The sequence below is a fragment of the Pseudomonas sp. RIT357 genome (genome assembly GCF_000632245.1).
GTDB classification, from domain to species: domain Bacteria; phylum Pseudomonadota; class Gammaproteobacteria; order Pseudomonadales; family Pseudomonadaceae; genus Aquipseudomonas; species Aquipseudomonas sivasensis.
Window position 1 is genome coordinate 11,856 of the sequence record NZ_JFYX01000026.1, and the last position, 17,565, is coordinate 29,420.

Annotated in this window: 14 protein-coding genes and 1 tRNA gene; 3 read left to right on the plus strand and 12 right to left on the minus strand. The window is 60.1% G+C overall.

Going from position 1 to position 17,565, the window contains the following annotated elements:
• Window positions 1–6: 6 nt before the first annotated feature.
• The 7 genes from BW43_RS10265 to leuC form a co-directional block, all read right to left on the minus strand.
• Window positions 7–2,601, minus strand: a complete 2,595-nt coding sequence (locus BW43_RS10265; RefSeq protein WP_032888275.1) for a FimV/HubP family polar landmark protein — start codon at window positions 2,599–2,601, stop codon at window positions 7–9.
• Window positions 2,602–2,763: 162 nt separating this feature from the next.
• A complete protein-coding gene (locus BW43_RS10260) occupies window positions 2,764–3,774 on the minus strand; it encodes an aspartate-semialdehyde dehydrogenase (protein WP_032888277.1) in 1,011 nt (336 codons plus the stop codon).
• A 249-nt stretch (window positions 3,775–4,023) separates the two neighbouring features.
• Window positions 4,024–5,136, minus strand: coding sequence for an aspartate-semialdehyde dehydrogenase (asd, locus tag BW43_RS10255; RefSeq protein ID WP_032888280.1), 1,113 nt, complete (start codon window positions 5,134–5,136; stop codon window positions 4,024–4,026).
• Between the two features lie 64 nt (window positions 5,137–5,200).
• Window positions 5,201–6,283 (minus strand): 3-isopropylmalate dehydrogenase, encoded by a 1,083-nt coding sequence (gene leuB / locus BW43_RS10250; protein WP_017530190.1) that lies wholly within the window; start codon window positions 6,281–6,283, stop codon window positions 5,201–5,203.
• A gap of 52 nt (window positions 6,284–6,335) precedes the next feature.
• Complete coding sequence (locus BW43_RS10245) at window positions 6,336–7,100, minus strand: class I SAM-dependent methyltransferase (RefSeq protein ID WP_032888283.1); 765 nt, start codon at window positions 7,098–7,100, stop codon at window positions 6,336–6,338.
• Between the two features lie 126 nt (window positions 7,101–7,226).
• Window positions 7,227–7,871 (minus strand): 3-isopropylmalate dehydratase small subunit, encoded by a 645-nt coding sequence (leuD, locus tag BW43_RS10240; RefSeq protein ID WP_032888286.1) that lies wholly within the window; start codon window positions 7,869–7,871, stop codon window positions 7,227–7,229.
• A gap of 10 nt (window positions 7,872–7,881) precedes the next feature.
• Window positions 7,882–9,300: a 3-isopropylmalate dehydratase large subunit gene (gene leuC, locus BW43_RS10235; RefSeq protein WP_032888288.1), complete on the minus strand. Its 1,419-nt coding sequence runs from the start codon at window positions 9,298–9,300 to the stop codon at window positions 7,882–7,884.
• A gap of 139 nt (window positions 9,301–9,439) precedes the next feature.
• On the opposite strand from leuC, the gene BW43_RS10230 reads away from it, so the two are divergent.
• The 3 genes from BW43_RS10230 (at window position 9,440) to BW43_RS28835 (ending at window position 14,113) form a co-directional block, all read left to right on the plus strand.
• Entirely contained in the window at window positions 9,440–10,330 is an 891-nt protein-coding gene (locus BW43_RS10230) for a LysR family transcriptional regulator (protein WP_032888291.1), read from the plus strand.
• A 66-nt stretch (window positions 10,331–10,396) separates the two neighbouring features.
• Window positions 10,397–13,675, plus strand: a complete 3,279-nt coding sequence (locus BW43_RS10225; RefSeq protein WP_032888294.1) for an EAL domain-containing protein — start codon at window positions 10,397–10,399, stop codon at window positions 13,673–13,675.
• A gap of 123 nt (window positions 13,676–13,798) precedes the next feature.
• Entirely contained in the window at window positions 13,799–14,113 is a 315-nt protein-coding gene (locus BW43_RS28835) for a hypothetical protein (protein ID WP_155989975.1), read from the plus strand.
• A 311-nt stretch (window positions 14,114–14,424) separates the two neighbouring features.
• On the opposite strand, the gene BW43_RS10220 is transcribed toward BW43_RS28835, so the two are convergent.
• The 5 genes from BW43_RS10220 to BW43_RS10200 form a co-directional block, all read right to left on the minus strand.
• Window positions 14,425–15,384, minus strand: a complete 960-nt coding sequence (locus tag BW43_RS10220) for a tRNA-dihydrouridine synthase (protein ID WP_032888297.1) — start codon at window positions 15,382–15,384, stop codon at window positions 14,425–14,427.
• A 55-nt stretch (window positions 15,385–15,439) separates the two neighbouring features.
• Complete coding sequence (locus tag BW43_RS10215; protein ID WP_032888298.1) at window positions 15,440–15,874, minus strand: thioesterase family protein; 435 nt, start codon at window positions 15,872–15,874, stop codon at window positions 15,440–15,442.
• A gap of 41 nt (window positions 15,875–15,915) precedes the next feature.
• Entirely contained in the window at window positions 15,916–16,749 is an 834-nt protein-coding gene (locus tag BW43_RS10210) for an alpha/beta hydrolase (protein ID WP_032888301.1), read from the minus strand.
• 16 nt (window positions 16,750–16,765) lie between these two features.
• The gene (locus BW43_RS10205) at window positions 16,766–17,305 is read right to left on the minus strand and encodes a TetR/AcrR family transcriptional regulator (protein ID WP_032888304.1); all 540 of its coding nucleotides are present in this window, start codon (window positions 17,303–17,305) and stop codon (window positions 16,766–16,768) included.
• Between the two features lie 183 nt (window positions 17,306–17,488).
• Window positions 17,489–17,564 (minus strand) — tRNA-Glu (locus tag BW43_RS10200).
• Between the last annotated feature and the right edge of the window lies 1 nt (window position 17,565).

The window sequence follows — 17,565 nt, forward strand, 5'->3', positions numbered from 1 at the left end:
CGACCTTCAGATTTTGCCGAGCATTTCCTTGGCTTCGCCGCGCTGGGACTCGTCGCCTTCGGTCAACACTTCGGAAAGGATATCCCGAGCGCCGTCCGCATCGCCCATGTCGATATAGGCCTGGGCCAAGTCCAGCTTGGTAGCGACCTCGTCGGTACCAGACAGGAAGTCGAACTCCGGCTCATCAACGCCCAAGGCTGCGTCTTCAGCAGTGAAAGATGGCTCGATGGGTGGATGTTCAAGGCTCTGGGACAGGCGATCCAGCTCGGCGTTGACATCGTCCAGCTCCGATGCAAACGCGTCAGGCTTGACGACTGCGTCCGGCTCATCGGCAAGTGACAGATCAAAATCTTCCGGCAGGTCGAAGTCATCCACGGCCGCAGGCGTCAGCGTAGGCGGCTCAACGGCAGGCACGTCGTTCATCTGATCTTCAAGGCCGGACAGGAAGTCATCATCGGACTGAGCTGACGTCGGCGCATCCAACTGCAGGTCCAAATCAAAGTCAGACAGGTCATCCGAGGCCGGCTTAGTGGCGGTTTGCTCTCGCAGCAGCGACTCGAATGTCTGCTGATCGTCCTTGATCTCGGCCGGTGAAGCAGCCTCCAGATCATCCAGACTCAAATCAAAATCGGTGTCAAAAGCCTCTGGCTTGGGTGCTGCCGGTTTGTCTTCGAGCAAGTCCTTGACGTACTGAGCATCCAGCGCAGCGGCAGCAACCGCCGCACTGACGCCTGCCGCCAACACCGCCATCGCCGGAAAGCGCGACTTCAGTTGCTCAACCTGGGCGTGGTTTTCACCATTGGCCACCAGTTGACGCTCCTGGGTCACGAAACCGTCTTTGTCACTTTGCAGGCCGTAGACCTCCATTAATTTCAAACGTAGGTCACTGCGCTTGGGCTCGTGCTTGATGGCTTGTTCGAGCACATCAGCGGCCTGGTTAAGATGACCACGATCGATATGGGACTGGGCTTGCACCAGTGCGTCGTTGGCGTTTTGCGGCGCAACGGCAACGGCCAGCGGTGCGAGCACGGAGGCGACCGTCGGCACTACCACTGCAGGCTCAACCACTGGAGCGGGCGCCGGAGCGGCGGACAGCTTGACGTTCGGCGGCGGGACTTCAAGCCCCTCGAAACTATCCGAAGGAAGGTCGTGTTCGATATCAGAGGTAAATTGCGGCTCTTCGGCCAATGCACGCGCCATCCGCAGGTGTTTTTCCTCTTCGCGACGGGCATTGCGATGGCGCAGCCACAGCAGCAGGAGCAACAACACCACCAGGCCCGCCGCACCACCGATCACAGAGAGGACAACCGGGTTGGTCAGCAGGTCATTGAACTTGCCTTCGGGAGCGTCAGCTGCGGCAACCGGTGTAGCCGCTTCCGGTGCGGGAGCAGCTACCGGAACGGCCGGCGTTGGTGCTGGTGTTGCCGCCTGTTCGGCGGGGGTTGCCGGAGTGGCTGCCGGTTCGCTGGCCAACTGCGCGGGCATCGCCGCTGCAGCCGTTGCAGTCGTTGCAGCCGTTGCCTGCGTCGCCGGGTCGCCTTTTTCCGCCTGCAAACGGGCCAACTGATCATTCTTCAATTGAATCAGTTTTTGCAGTTTATCCAGCTGGCTTTGCAGGTCAGCTGCACGGCTCTTGAGTTCGTCGTTATCGCGGCGAGTGGTATCCAGCTGTTCCTGGGTCATCGCCAGCTTGTCGCTCAGACCCTGGCTGTCGCCCGCCTTGCCCTTGCCGCCCTTCTTGGCCGCCTCGGCCGAAACCAGGCTCAAGTTGTCCTGGGCATTGGTGGTCGACGGCGCACTGCCCGCCTGGGTACGCTTGGTGGCGTCCAGTTGTTGCTTGCCGGCGGCCTGGTTGGCTGCCGTGCGACGCCCCTGGCGCCAGGCATCATTCTGCGCGCGAACTTCGGCAATGGCCTGGGGTTGCGGCAGTGCGGTGCTTTGGACAGTGTCCGGCAGGCGCAGCACCTGGCCGGTTTTCAGGCGGTTGATATTGCCGTCGATAAAGGCGCCAGGGTTAAGCGCCTGAATCGCAAGCATGGTCTGCTGCACCGAACCGCCATTGCGGTGTTTCTCGGCGATTTCCCAAAGGGTGTCGCGGGAGGTGGTGGTGTGCTGGGCAGGTTTGCTTGCGGCAGGCGCGGCGCTGGCAGGTGCGCCCAAGCGTGGGGCTGGCGCCACAGCGGCCGGGGTCGACCGTTCGAACTTGGACGGATCAAGCAATACGCTGTAGTCGCGCATCAAACGACCATTGGGCCATTGCACCTGCAGCAGAAAGCGAACGTAAGAGTCAGGCAGCGGCTTGCTGGAGGTGACACGCACCACACTGCGACCATTGGGGTTGATCACTGGGGTAAATGTCAGGTCATTGAGGAATGCCTGGCGATCGACGCCGGCATCCACAAACGCCTGCGAGGACGCCAGGCTAGGAGTGATCTCGGACGCGGTGAGGCCGCCGACATCGAGCAATTCGATTTCCACCGACAGCGGCTGGTTCAACTTCGACTTGAGGGTCATTTCCCCCAGCTGCAGCGCCTGCGCCATACCGGAGGACAGCGCCGAGGCGGCCGCTATTGCTAACACCAGTTTGCGAACTTGAACCATAGCCTCATCCTTTGTTTGAACACTCCCCGGCCTGCGAGAAGGTTGGTAACCGCTTGCCATAAGGCATGGCGAGCCGATAGGTTACCGACACGCTTCTGTTGCACTTCGGGCCAAGCATAGCGCCTGGCTAGAATCAATCTACAAATTGCGGCCAAGTATCTTTTACGCAAGGCCTTTTATCAACAACTGCGCCAGTTGCACGGCGTTAAGTGCAGCGCCTTTGCGTACGTTATCTGACGTCAGCCACAGATTTAGTTCCGCCGGGTTATCCACACCGGCGCGAACCCTACCGACATAGACCACGTCCTGGCCTACCGCATCACCAACGGCTGTTGGGTAATCCCCCTCCTCCACGAGTTCTATACCCGGCGCAGCGTCGAGCGCACGGTTGACCGCAGCAAGGTCGACCGGCGCAGCCAATTGCAACGACACCGTCAGGCTATCGCCAAAAAACACCGGAGCTTGAACGCAGGTCGCAGAAATCTTTAGTGACGGTAATTCAAGCACAGCACGCAGTTCGTGTACGAGACGCTTCTCAAGGGCTGTATGACCTTGGGCATCTGGCGTGCCGACTTGTGCCAACAGGTTGAAGGCCATTTGCCGGTCGAAGAATTTCGGCTCCAGCGGGCGTACGTTTAGCAGCTCGGCGGTCTGACGGGCCAGTTCGCTGACGGCTTCACGTCCTTGAGCAGACACCGCCAGGTTAGCCGTGACGCTGACGCGCTGGATATCCAGCAGCCCACGCAACGGCGCCAGCAATACCGCCAGGTTGGTCGCGGACGGGCTCGGACTGCCGAGCTGGAACGGCTTTTTCAAGCCCTTCAGGACGTGGGCATTGGCCTCCGGCACGACCTGTGGCGCCTGTTCGGCGGGCAATGCACCGGACAGGTCGATCACCGAACAACCCGCAGCCGTGGCACGTGGGGCGAAGCTCAGGGTGACGGCTGGACCGGCGGCAAAGAACGCCAGTTGCACCTTGCTGAAATCGAATTCATCAACTTCCTTGACCCGCACGTTCTTGCCGCGAAACGGTACCGACGCACCGGCGGAATTATTGCCGGCCAACAAGTACAGGGTGCCGACCGGGAATGCCAACTCTTCGAGAATCTGCACCAGGGCTTCGCCAACAGTGCCGGTGGCGCCGATCACGGCAATTTCAAAGGTCTGGGTCATGGGGGCTGCCTCGGGCATTGCGGGGGGAGCGGCACTTTACCGGGTGGCTGGAGGTGAGGCAATTAACCTGGGGGGGGGGCCATGGCTGACGTCGCTTTCGGGGGCAAGCCCCTGCCCACAATGAACAGCATTTCAACGTTGGAATTCGGTCGAATGTGGGAGGCGGCTTGCCCCCGAAAGCCTCCGAAAGAACAATAAAAAACCCGCGCCTGTCACCAGAACGCGGGTTTCTATTATTGCTTCAAGCGATCAACGCTCCAGCAAAATCCGCAGCATGCGACGCAACGGCTCAGCCGCGCCCCACAGCAGTTGGTCGCCGACGGTAAACGCGCCGAGGAACTGGCTGCCCATGTTCAGCTTGCGCAGACGGCCCACCGGTACATTCAGGGTGCCAGTGACCTTGGTCGGGCTCAGCTCCTGCATGCTGATGTCGCGGTTGTTCGGCACCAGCTTGACCCACGGGTTGTGCTGGCTGATCAACCCTTCGATATCGGCGATTGGCACGTCTTTGTTCAGCTTGATGGTCAGCGCCTGGCTGTGGCAGCGCATGGCGCCGATGCGCACGCAGATGCCGTCAACCGGGATCGGGCTCTTGAAACGGCCGAGAATCTTGTTGGTCTCGGCCTGGGCCTTCCACTCTTCGCGGCTCTGGCCGTTCGGCAGCTCTTTGTCGATCCATGGGATCAAGCTACCGGCCAATGGCACGCCGAAGTTCTCGGTCGGGTAGGCATCGCTGCGCATGGCTTCGGCCACACGACGGTCAATGTCGAGGATTGCACTGGCCGGGTCGGCCAGTTGATCGGCGACGGCCGCGTGGGTGGCGCCCATCTGCTTGATCAGCTCACGCATGTTCTGCGCGCCGGCACCGGAGGCCGCCTGATAGGTCATGGCGCTCATCCACTCGACCAGACCCGCTTCGAACAGGCCACCCAGGCCCATCAGCATCAGGCTGACGGTGCAGTTGCCACCGACGTAGTTCTTGGTGCCGGCATCCAGTTGCTGGTCGATGACCTTGCGGTTGACCGGGTCGAGGATGATCACGGCATCGTCCTGCATACGCAGGCTCGACGCGGCGTCGATCCAGTAACCCTGCCAGCCCGCTTCGCGCAGTTTCGGGAAGACTTCGCTGGTGTAGTCGCCACCCTGGCAGGTCACGATCACGTCGAGTGTCTTCAACTCGTCAATGCTGTAGGCATCCTTGAGCGGGGCAATATCCTTGCCCACGGACGGCCCTTGGCCACCCACGTTCGAGGTGGTGAAAAACACCGGCTCAATAAGATCGAAATCCTGCTCTTCCAGCATCCGCTGCATGAGCACGGAACCGACCATACCGCGCCAACCGATCAGACCTACACGTTTCATCGCAACTACACCTTGTTAAAAAGTGGGCCGTCTTGCAGCAACAACTGCAAGCGGGCCGGAGAGATTACAGATTCCGCAGCGCGGCGACTACTGCGTCGCCCATTTCTTGCGTACCGACTTTGGTGCAACCCTGCGACCAGATGTCACCGGTGCGCAAACCCTGATCCAGCACCAGGCTTACGGCCTTCTCGATCGCGTCCGCCGCATCGCTCAGGTTGAAGCTGTAACGCAGCATCATCGAGACCGACAAAATGGTCGCCAGCGGGTTGGCAATGCCCTGGCCCGCAATGTCCGGCGCCGAACCGTGGCAAGGCTCGTACATGCCCTTGTTGTTGGTGTCCAGCGACGCCGAAGGCAGCATGCCGATAGAGCCGGTGAGCATCGACGCCTGGTCGGACAGGATGTCGCCGAACAGGTTGTCGGTGACGATCACGTCGAATTGCTTCGGAGCGCGCACCAGTTGCATGGCGGCGTTGTCCACGTACATGTGGCTCAGTTCGACATCCGGGTAGTCCTTGGCCACTTCCTCGACGATTTCGCGCCACAGTTGGCTGGAGGCCAGTACGTTGGCCTTATCCACCGAGCAGACTTTCTTGCCGCGCACGCGGGCCATGTCGAAACCGACACGGGCGATACGGCGGATTTCGCTCTCGCTATACGGCAGGGTGTCGTAGGCCTGGCGCTCGCCATTTTCCAGTTCGCGCACGCCGCGTGGGGAGCCGAAGTAGATGCCGCCGGTCAACTCACGCACGATCAGAATATCGAGACCAGCCACCACTTCCGGCTTCAGGCTCGACGCGTCGGCCAGTTGCGGGTAGAGGATCGCCGGGCGCAAATTGCCGAACAGGCCCAGTTGCGCGCGGATCTTCAGCAGGCCGCGCTCAGGGCGGATGTCACGTTCGATTTTGTCCCACTTCGGACCACCCACGGCGCCGAGCAGCACAGCATCGGCAGCACGGGCGCGGTCCAGGGTTTCATCGGCCAGTGGCACGCCGTGTTTGTCGATGGCGGCGCCGCCGATCACGTCGTGGCTCAGCTCGAACCCCAGGCTGTACTTGCTGTTGGCGAGTTCCAGGACTTTGACCGCTTCGGCCATGATTTCCGGACCAATACCGTCGCCAGGGAGAATCAGAATCTGCTTGCTCATGGGTTCCTCATTTCATCGAGCGACCTGCCCGTGGGCAGGTCGGGAAAATTAATCAGCGTTCGGCCCATACCACGAGCACGTCGGTGCTGAAGGTGCCGTCGGCTTGAATCTCGTAGTAATCGCGCACTTCCTGGCCCATCGCCTGCTGCAACTCCAGGATCGCGGCGCGCAGCACTTGCGGTGTACGCATACGTTCGACCCACGAGGTGTATTCCAGGCGCAGGCGCTGGCGGCTGCTGTTGCGTACATGCAAACCGGCTTCGCTGAGCTGACGCATCCACTCGGCGGCGGAGTAATCGCGCACGTGACTGGTGTCGCGCAGCACCTCGACGGTCTGCAGGTAAGTGTCCAACAGCGGACTACCCGGTGACAACACGTCAACAAAGGCCGCCACGCCGCCCGGCTTGAGCACGCGGCGCACTTCACGCAGGGCCAGGCCAAGGTCGCTCCAGTGGTGGGCCGAGTAGCGGCTGAACACGAAGTCGAACTCGCCATCGGCGAACGGCAGGCGCTCGGCGGCGCCATTTACGGTGCTGATATTGGTGAAGCCGCGATCTTGCGCAGCGGCAGCCACCACATCAAGCATCTGCTGGGACAGGTCATAGGCCACCACTTCCTTGACCAGCGGCGCCACATTGAAGCTCACATGACCGGCACCGCAACCGAGATCCAGCAGTCGCGCACTGCCCTGCCCGGCCAGTTCTGCCTGCAGCAGCGCGAATTCGGTGCCTTGGGCGTGCACGGCACTGCTCAGGTAGGCAGACGCCTGTTCGCCGAATTGTTTTTGCACGACTTGGGTGTGGGCGGTGTTGGTCATGGTGGCATCCTTCAAGGGTTGCGTTGCTAGTACCGGCCCTATCGGGGGCCCCCCTCCCACAGGGGAACGCATTCCAAATATGGGAGGGGGCTTGCCCCCGATGAGGCCGGTCCTGCCTATATCAATTTAGGCGTCGCGAAACAGCCAAGGCTGGCTCGCTCGGTGCTTGGCTTCAAACGCCGCAATCGCATCACCGTCCTGCAAGGTCAGGCCGATATCGTCCAGGCCGTTGATCAGGCAGTGTTTACGGAAGGCGTCCACCTCAAAGTGGTACACCTTGCCGTCCGGACGGGTCACGGTTTGCGCAGCGAGGTCGACGGTCAACTGGTAGCCCACATCGGCTTCCACTTGCTTGAACAGCTCGTCGACTTCTTCGTCAGTCAAGATGATCGGCAACAGGCCGTTCTTGAAGCTGTTGTTGAAGAAGATGTCGGCATAGCTCGGCGCGATGATGCTGCGAAAACCATATTCTTCCAGGGCCCACGGCGCGTGCTCGCGGCTGGAACCGCACCCGAAGTTTTCCCGGGCCAGCAACACGCTGGCGCCTTGGTAGCGTTCGGCGTTAAGCACGAAGTCCTTGTTCAGCGGGCGCTTGGAGTTGTCCTGGTAGGCGTAGCCCACGTCCAGGTAGCGCCACTCGTCGAACAGGTTAGGGCCGAAACCGGTGCGCTTGATCGACTTCAAAAACTGCTTGGGGATGATCTGGTCGGTGTCCACGTTGGCACGGTCCAACGGCGCGACAAGACCTGTGTGTTGGGTAAAAGCTCTCATCGGGTATTCCTCAGATCAATTCGCGAACGTCGATGAAACGACCGTTGACGGCAGCGGCGGCGGCCATGGCCGGGCTCACCAGGTGGGTACGGCCACCGGCGCCCTGACGCCCTTCGAAGTTACGGTTGGAGGTCGACGCGCAATGCTCGCCCGACTCCAGGCGGTCCGGGTTCATCGCCAGGCACATCGAGCAGCCCGGCTCACGCCATTCAAAACCGGCTTCGAGGAAGATCTTGTCCAGGCCTTCGGCTTCAGCCTGGGCTTTAACCAAGCCTGAGCCCGGAACCACGATGGCCTGCTTGATGGTCGAGGCGACCTTGCGCCCCTTGGCGATCACCGCCGCAGCGCGCAGGTCTTCGATCCGCGAATTGGTGCAGGAACCGATAAACACGCGATCCAACTGGATGTCGGTGATTGCCTGGTTGGCCTTCAAGCCCATGTACTTCAAGGCGCGCTCGATGGAACCGCGCTTGACCAGGTCGGCTTCCTGAGCCGGGTCCGGCACGTTCTGGTCGACGGCCAGGACCATTTCCGGCGAAGTACCCCAGCTGACTTGCGGCTTGATCTGGGCAGCGTCGAGTTCGACCACGGTATCGAACACCGCATCAGCGTCGGAGACCAAGTCTTTCCAGGCTTCGACGGCGGCATCCCAATCGGCACCAACCGGTGCGAAAGGACGACCCTTGACGTATTCGACGGTCTTTTCATCCGCCGCCACCATGCCCACGCGGGCACCGGCTTCGATGGACATGTTGCAGATGGTCATGCGGCCTTCGATGGAGAGGTCGCGAATGGCGCTGCCGGCGAATTCGATGGCATGGCCGTTACCGCCAGCGGTGCCGATCTTGCCGATCACAGCGAGGACGATGTCCTTGGCGGTGACGCCAAACGGCAACTTGCCTTCGACGCGCACCAGCATGTTCTTCATTTTCTTGGCAACCAGGCACTGGGTGGCGAACACGTGCTCGACCTCCGAGGTGCCGATACCGTGAGCCAGAGCGCCGAAGGCACCGTGGGTCGACGTGTGGGAGTCACCGCAAACCACGGTCATGCCTGGCAAGGTGGCGCCCTGCTCCGGGCCGATCACATGGACGATGCCTTGACGCACATCATTCATCTTGAATTCGGTGATGCCATATTCATCGCAGTAATCATCGAGGGTCTGCACCTGCAACCGCGACACAGTGTCGACGATGGCGTCGATGCCGCCCTTGCGCTCCGGGGTGGTCGGTACGTTGTGGTCCGGGGTGGCGATGATCGAGTCGACGCGCCAAGGCTTGCGCCCGGCCAGTCGCAGGCCTTCGAACGCTTGTGGCGAGGTCACTTCATGGATGATGTGACGGTCGATATAGATCAGCGACGACCCATCATCGCGCCGTTTCACTTCATGGGAATCCCAAAGCTTGTCGTAAAGCGTTTTGCCGGCCATCAGTCGGTCCTCATCAGCGGTATTTCATTCGCCGGGCTTTTCAATAACCCTTTGGCTTGTGAGGCTGATGGTATGGCGCTACATTAAATAACTCAAATTCATATTTTTTATGCTTTGGATTACCAACTGGAATACCACAATGGACTTGGCCAACCTCAATGCCTTTATCGCCATCGCCGAGATCGGCAGCTTCTCCGGCGCTGGAGAACGCCTGCACTTGACCCAACCGGCCATCAGCAAACGTATCGCCGGCCTGGAACAGCAATTGAAGGTGCGACTGTTTGATCGCCTGGGCCGTGAAGTCGGCCTGACCGAGGCCGGACGCGCCTTGCTCCCGCGCGCTTACCAGATTCTCAATGTGCTGGACGACACCCGCCGCGCCCTCACCAACCTTACCGGCGAGGTCAGCGGGCGGCTCACATTAGCCACCAGCCACCATATAGGCCTGCATCGCCTGCCGCCTATCCTGCGAACCTTTACACGGGAATACCCGAACGTGGCGCTGGATATTCAATTTCTCGATTCTGAAGTGGCCTACGAAGAAATCCTCCATGGCCGCGCTGAAGTGGCAGTGATCACCCTGGCGCCCGATCCCCACAACTTGGTGCGCGCCACGCCAGTGTGGGACGACCCGCTGGACTTTGTGGTGGCGCCGGAGCATAGCCTGATCAGTAACGGCTCCATCAGCCTGGCTGATATTGCCGGCCATCCGGCGGTTTTCCCTGGCGGCAACACGTTTACCCACCATATTGTCAGCCGGTTGTTCGAGGCCCAAGGCCTGACCCCGAACATCGCGATGAGTACTAACTACTTGGAAACTATCAAAATGATGGTGTCTATCGGCCTGGCCTGGAGCGTGTTGCCGCGCACCATGCTCGATGATCAGGTGGCAAGTATCGCTTTGCCAGGCATACAACTCAGTCGCCAGCTAGGCTATATCGTGCACACCGAAAGGACGCTGTCGAATGCTGCGCGGGCTTTCATGAGCCTATTGGACGCACAGATGGATTTGCCAGGGATACCGGCATGACACTGTGCGGCCTCGGGTTCTGAGTAAAACCGTGCTGTTTGCCCATCGAATCAAGGCCCTTTGATAATGCGCAACCCCGTCGACCCCGTGCCACCCCTACCCCGCATTTACGCGCTGGACCCTCAACAGGCAGAACAAAGCTGGGAGAGCGCGCCACAACTGCTGGCAGCCCTTAATGCTGCGCGGCTGGGCGCATGGTGCTGGGAAATAGACACCGGCCGCATAAGTTGGTCACGGGGCACCCAGGCGTTGTTTGGTTTTGACCCGCGCCAACCGCTGCCCCAGGACTTGGACTACCTTGATTTGCTGGCCCAGTCGGATCGCGCCCGAGTGGTACGGGCTTTTCACGCCGTACTGGCCGGCGAGCCGCTTGAGCAGGCCATGCATCACCGCATCCAATGGCCTGACGGCAGCTTTCACTGGCTGGAAATCAACGGCAGCCTGCAGCCGGACAAAACCGGTCGGCGCCGCATGATCGGGGTGATCCGCGAGGTTACCCACCAGCGTGAACGTGAAAACGCCCTCGGGCACTCCGAAAAACGCTTCGCCACGCTATTTCACCTGTGCCCGAACATGGTACTGCTGACGCGCCGGGCCGACGGCCTGATCAGCGAAGCCAACCAGTATTTCGAGATGCTCTTCGGCTGGCCCTTGGGCGATGCCATCGGCCGCACGACCCTGGAACTGGGCCTATGGCGCCACCCGGAGCAACGCGCACAATTGGTCAAGGCCACGCAGCGCAAGGGCGAGCCCATTACCATGGAGGTGCAGTTTTGCGCCAGCAACGGCCAAGTCCACAATGGCACGCTCAGCGCGCAAAAAGTCGAGTTGGAGGGTGAGGCCTATCTGATCAGCACCTTCCTCGACACCACCGAACGCAAAAATGCAGAGCAGGCGCTCAAGGACAGTCAGGAGCGCCTCGACCTGGCGCTGGACTCGGCACAACTGGGCACTTGGGACTGGCACATTCCCAGCGGCATGCTCTATGGCTCGGCGCGCGCAGCCCAATTGCACGGTCTGCCGTCCGAACCGTTCCACGAATCCTTCGACGCCTTTTTCGAAGGCATGCCCAACGAGGAACGGGACAACATGCGCAACGCCTACCGCACCCTGCGCGAAGGCCCTGCCGGAAACTACCAACTGACCTACCGCGTGGCCATGGAAGATGGCAGCTCGCGCTACCTGGAAAGCCGTGCTCGCCTGTACCGCGACGAGCGAGGTTTACCCCTGCGCATGGCCGGTACGCTGCTCGATATCACAGACCAAGTGGAGCGCGAACAACGCCTGAGCGCCTCCGAAGAAAAATTCGCCAGCCTGTTCCAGGCCAGCCCCGACCCGATCTGCGTCACAGGCCTGGAGAGTGGCGCCTTTATCGAGATCAATCCGGCCTTTACCCAAACCTTTGGCTGGAGCGCTGCCGAGGTAATCGACAAGAGCGCTGACCAGATCGGCCTATGGGATGATTCCAGCCAGCGCCTGGAGCGTATCGAGCGGGTCATTCGCGAGCAGTCGTTGAGTAACGTGGCCGTGGTGGTGCATCACAAGAATGGCCACAGCCTGACCTGCATGATTTCCAGCCGCCTGATCAAGGTCGGAGATCAAGCGTGCATCGTTACGACGTTGCGCGATATCACCCAACAACAGCGCTCCGAGGCCGCGCTGAAGGCCAGCGAGGAGAAATTCGCCAAGGCCTTCCATTCCAGCCCTGACGCGATTTCCATCACCGAGCGCGACACCGGCCGCTATGTGGAGGTCAACGATGGCTTCTGCCGCCTGACCGGCTTGCGAGCTGAAGAAGCTATTGGCCTGACTTTTTACCAGATCGGCATCTGGGCCGATGAGAACCAACGCTCGGCGCTATTGGCCGAGTTGCAGATCAAGGGCCGCATTCACCATCTGGAAATGCTCTGGCACAACAAACGCGGTGAAGTGCTGGCAGTAGAAGTCTCGGTCGAGCCCATCACCCTGAATGAAACCCCGTGCCTGCTGCTGACCGCGCGGGACGTGAGCCTGCTGAAAAACGCCCAGGCGCAGATCCGCCATCTGGCCTACCACGACCCGCTGACCAACCTGCCCAACCGTGCGCTGTTGATGGACCGCCTGAGCCAGCAGATCGCCCTGCTCAAACGCCATAACCTACGCGGCGCGCTGCTGTTCCTCGATCTTGACCACTTCAAGCACATCAATGACTCCTTGGGCCATCCGGTCGGCGACACCGTGCTGAAAATCGTCACCGCGCGGCTGGAAGCCAGCGTGCGCATGGAAGACACCGTGGCGCGCCTGGGTGGCGATGAATTCGTGGTGCTGCTCAGCGGCCTGGATGGCTCGCGCCAGGAGGTCAGCAACCAGGTGCAGGAACTGGCCGACACCCTGCGTGAATTGCTTTCGGAGCCGATGTTCCTGGACGGGCACAGATTGCAGGTCACGCCGAGCATTGGCGTGGCGTTGATTCCCGATCACGGCTCCACACCGGCCGACCTGCTCAAGCGCGCCGACATTGCCCTTTACCGCGCCAAGGACTCAGGGCGCAACACCACGCAGATGTTTCACAACAGCATGCAAAAAGCCGCCAGCGAACGCCTGCGCATGGAAACCGACCTGCGCCTGGCCCTGGCGCGCGGCGAATTCAGCGTTCATTACCAACCCCAGGTGGATGCGCGCGGTAACAAGATCGTCGGTGCGGAGGCACTGGTGCGTTGGCAGCATCCACAATTGGGTGCGCAGTCACCGTCGGAATTTATCAAGGTGCTGGAAGACAGCGGCCTGATCCTTGAAGTGGGCACCTGGATCCTTGATGAGGCCTGCGCCGCCTTTGGGCAACTGATCAAAGAGGGCTTGGTGGACCCGCTGAATTTCAGTCTATGCGTGAATATCAGCCCCCGGCAGTTTCGCCAGAACGATTTCGTGGAACGGGTGGAGCACAGCCTTAAGCAGCATTCCTTGCCCTGCAGCCTTCTGAAACTTGAAATCACCGAAGGTATCGTGATCCAGAACCTGGATGACACCGTCAACAAGATGCGCCGCCTGAAGAAGCTCGGCGTGAGCTTTGCGATGGATGACTTTGGCACCGGTTACTCTTCACTGACATACCTCAAGCGCCTGCCGGTGGACGCGCTGAAGATCGATCAGTCGTTTGTGCGAGACGCGACCCATGATCCAAACGACGCGGAAATCATCAGGGCGATCGTGGCGATGGCTCGCAGTTTGAATCTGGAGGTGATTGCCGAGGGTGTGGAGACCCCCGAGCAACTGGCATTCCTGCAAGCGTTGGGGTGTCATCTGTATCAAGGGTTCATTTACAGCAGGCCGCTACCGCTGAAAGAGTTCAGGCAATTGCTGATATAACTATTAAATAGTCGACTGCTACTTTCATGACGAACAGCGACAGTCGATTATTTTTCAGGCCAACGCCAATACATTAATCAATTGCTAAAACATTACGCCTTAAAAAACGACTTCAATCCGCTCATGGCCCCACCCACCTTTTCAAACATCGAAGCAGCAAGTGAACCACCGACACTAACCGCACCGGAAATCGCCAACCCGACCGGACCTAATAACGGCGCCGCCAGACTTATCAGCGGACTAAGTGCTTTTACCACTCCCCCCAACACCTTACCAATCCCACTGAAAACACTGCCGACTTTGTCAAAGACTTTTCCGAAAAAGCTGCCAATCTTGGAAAAAAAACTCTGCTTCTTCGGGGCTGGCTTACAAGGCCTGCAAAGCTTTGGCGGGGCTGGCTTGCAGGGTACACAGTATGTTGGCGGGGGCGGGTTATAACACCCAAACCGGATGCCGCAACCAGGGCCTGAGGCACGGATGGGCAACGTCGCACTGGAACCGCAGTTAGGGGAGTAAACGGAATTAACGCCATAGGTACGGCTCACAACTGGATCACGCATAAGAATTTTAGTCCTATATTTATCCGAGTTAAGACGGCAGATAGCAGCAATACAGAAGACCAGTATTTTTTACGCACTAACTACCTGACGCCCAACCCTTACGTGGCCATCCCCCCAAAAAAGTTCCTTGATCAATGCCAACCGCTCACGTTGAATTTGTCATAAAGCCCGAATGACTTACATCAACATTTAAAGCACGTCAGGATGACTCATACCCAATAGACAACTTACCTGCCGCACATCCGTCTCGCGACGAAGGGCGGTAAACAGTTCCACCGCCTGCGGGTAATTACGCGTTAACATCGCCAACCATTGTTTCAATCGGCCAGGCGCCTGTTTTTCAGTCAGTTGCGCTACCGACTGGGTCCAGAACTCGCGGAGCATGGGCTGCATCTCTGCCCACGTCATTTCGACCACTTCCTCGCCTGCGCGCGCTGCTGCAATCTGCCGCGCCAGGTCAGGGCGCGCCACCAGGCCACGGCCAAGCATGATGTCCTCTACGCCGCTGATCTCCCGACAGCGGCGCCAGTCTTCGACGCTCCAGATATCGCCATTAGCGAACACCGGCACCTTGACCACGTCCTGGACTCGCGGGATCCACTCCCAATGAGCCGGCGGCTTGTAACCATCGGCCTTGGTACGCGCATGCACCACGATATGCGCCGCACCGCCTTCGGCCAGGGCCGTGGCGCACACCAGCGCGCCATCCGGGCTATCGAAGCCCAGGCGCATCTTGGCAGTCACCGGGATATGGGCAGGCACCGCACGCCGCACGTGTTCAACGATCTGGTTGAGCAACTCCGGTTCCTTGAGCAGCACGGCACCGCCTCGGGACTTGTTGACGGTCTTGGCCGGGCAGCCAAAGTTCAGATCGATCACTTGCGAACCCAGCTCACAGGCCAGTGCGGCATTCTCCGCAAGGCACACAGGATCGGAACCGAGCAATTGCACGCGCAAGGGCACGCCCGCAGCGGTGTGGGCACCGTGCAGCAGCTCTGGAGCAAGTTTGTGGAAGTACGCCGGGGTCAGCAGGCGGTCGTTGACGCGGATAAACTCGGTCACGCACCAGTCAATACCGCCCACACGGGTCAACACGTCCCGCAGGATGTTGTCGACCAACCCTTCCATGGGCGCCAAAGCAATTTGCATGGAAAACACTCAACAAAAATCGTGGCGCAGTTTACTGGGTTTCCTATCGCAACCGTTAACCCCCTGTCAGGGCGGGGCCATAGCCATCGAGAAACTCGCTCGGCATGCGCTTGGGCTTGCCCGTGGACAATTCGATGCAGACGAAGGTGGTTTGCGCGCGCAGAAGGGTTGCACCGTCACGCGGGCGGACCAGTTGAAAACGGCGGGTCATCTTCAGACGCTGGTCCCAATCGACGATCCAGGTGGCCAGTTGCAGCTCGTCGCCTTCGTAGCCGGCAGCCAGGTAATCGATCTCATGGCGCACCACCGCCATGGCGCGGTCCAGACGGCGATACTCGGTCAGGTCCAGCCCCAAACGCTGGGAATGACGCCAGGCACAGCGCTCCAGCCAGGATACGTACACCGCATTATTTGCGTGCCCAAGGCCATCGATATCCTCAGGGGCGACCTGCAGGTCAATGATAAACGGCGTTGCCAAATCCCAGCCCATGCCTTGCTCCCAGTCGATTAATGGCGGCGGGAGGCAGTGTATCAGGCGCTTTGCCGCGCCTGTAGACGGCAACCCGCCAACAGCGCCAGCACGCCATCGATCACCCGCGGATCGGCCAGTACTTTCTGGTGGCCGCCTTGTTCCAGGCGCAGCAGGCGGCTGTCGAACCAGGCTTCGTGAATGGCTTGGGAGGCGTTGACGGGGACAAAGGTATCGTCTTCAGCGTGCACGATCAGCCCGGGAATATTCATTTGATAGTGGGCCACATCCAAATGCTTGAGTGGCATTCCGAATGTTTGCTCCACCTCCTGAATAAACACCGAACGCGCCTTCGCTGGCAAACCGACCATTTGGGTAAAACCACGCAGTACATCCAGGAAACGCGACGGTGCAGCGATACTGACCAACGCCTGGGTACGCAACCCCAACTGCACCGCCAACATTGCACTGGCGCCCCCCATGGAATGGCCGACCACTGCATGCAGGGGCGGCAACTCGGCCGCCGCCTCCAGCATGGCGCGAGCAAACAGCAGCACATGAGCCTCACGCCCCGGTGAGCGGCCATGGGCAGGCCCGTCCAGAGCAATCACGGAGTAACCGTTGTCGACTAAGGCGGTGATCAGACTGGCAAACTGGGTTGGCCGGCCTTCCCAGCCGTGCATCAACAAAACTGCCGGACCCTGCCCCCAGCGCAGGGCCGACAAGCCAAAGCGCAAGGTGATGCGCTCCGATTGCGCCAGCAGCGGTAACTCCCAGTCACGGGGCGGCAGGTCGCGGGGCGTCATGAAGGCTCGACGCATCTTGTTGGCCACCGTGTGCGGCGCCAGGTACCCCAGCGTGCCGTTGAAGCGACGAATCCAGGTTAACGCGCCCATTTTGCGAGCCCTCTTCCTATCGCACAGCCGACTTGGCAGCGCGCAACACTCGGTCCGACAGCTCACCCGGCCCCAAGGCGCGGGCCAAGGCCAGGCCACCGATCATTAATGCCATATCGGCTAAGGCCTTGTCGGTGTCTTCAGGGCTTGCGGCAAGCTGAGCAGCCATCAACTCGACATGTTCGCTCAGCGCGTCGCGAAAGGCGTCCGGCAGGCGAGCCATCTCCCCTACAGTCGCTGGAATCGGGCAGGCCTGAGCGGTGGAGTCGCGATGCTTGCGCGAGAGGTAAAACGCCGCAACCAACCCCCTGCGCTCTTCTCCGGTCAACTGCGCGTCCATATCGTCAATGGAGGCGCGACGCCGTGCCAGCAGTTGCGTAAAGGCCTCCAGCATCAACGCATCCTTGCTTTCAAAGTGCGCGTAGAAGCCGCCGACGGTCAGCCCCGCCGCGCCCATGACTTCACCGACACTCGGCTCGGCCGGGCCGCGCTGGATCAACGCGGCGCTGGCGGCCTGCAGAATGCGTTCGCGGGTTTGCGCTTTTTTATCGTTCATCAAAGCCTCCGACTCTCATGGGCTGAATATTATTACCATAATAATATTTAGCAAGCGACAGTCATGACCACTGGTCAGAACAGGAAGAAAGGAGATGATGAGAGAAGTGGTCAAACGCCAGACAAACAAAAGGGCCATTCAATAATTGAATGACCCTTAAAAATCCCGCAGAGCGGGTAATCGTGGCGTCCCCTAGGGGACTCGAACCCCTGTTACCGCCGTGAAAGGGCGGTGTCCTAGGCCACTAGACGAAGGGGACA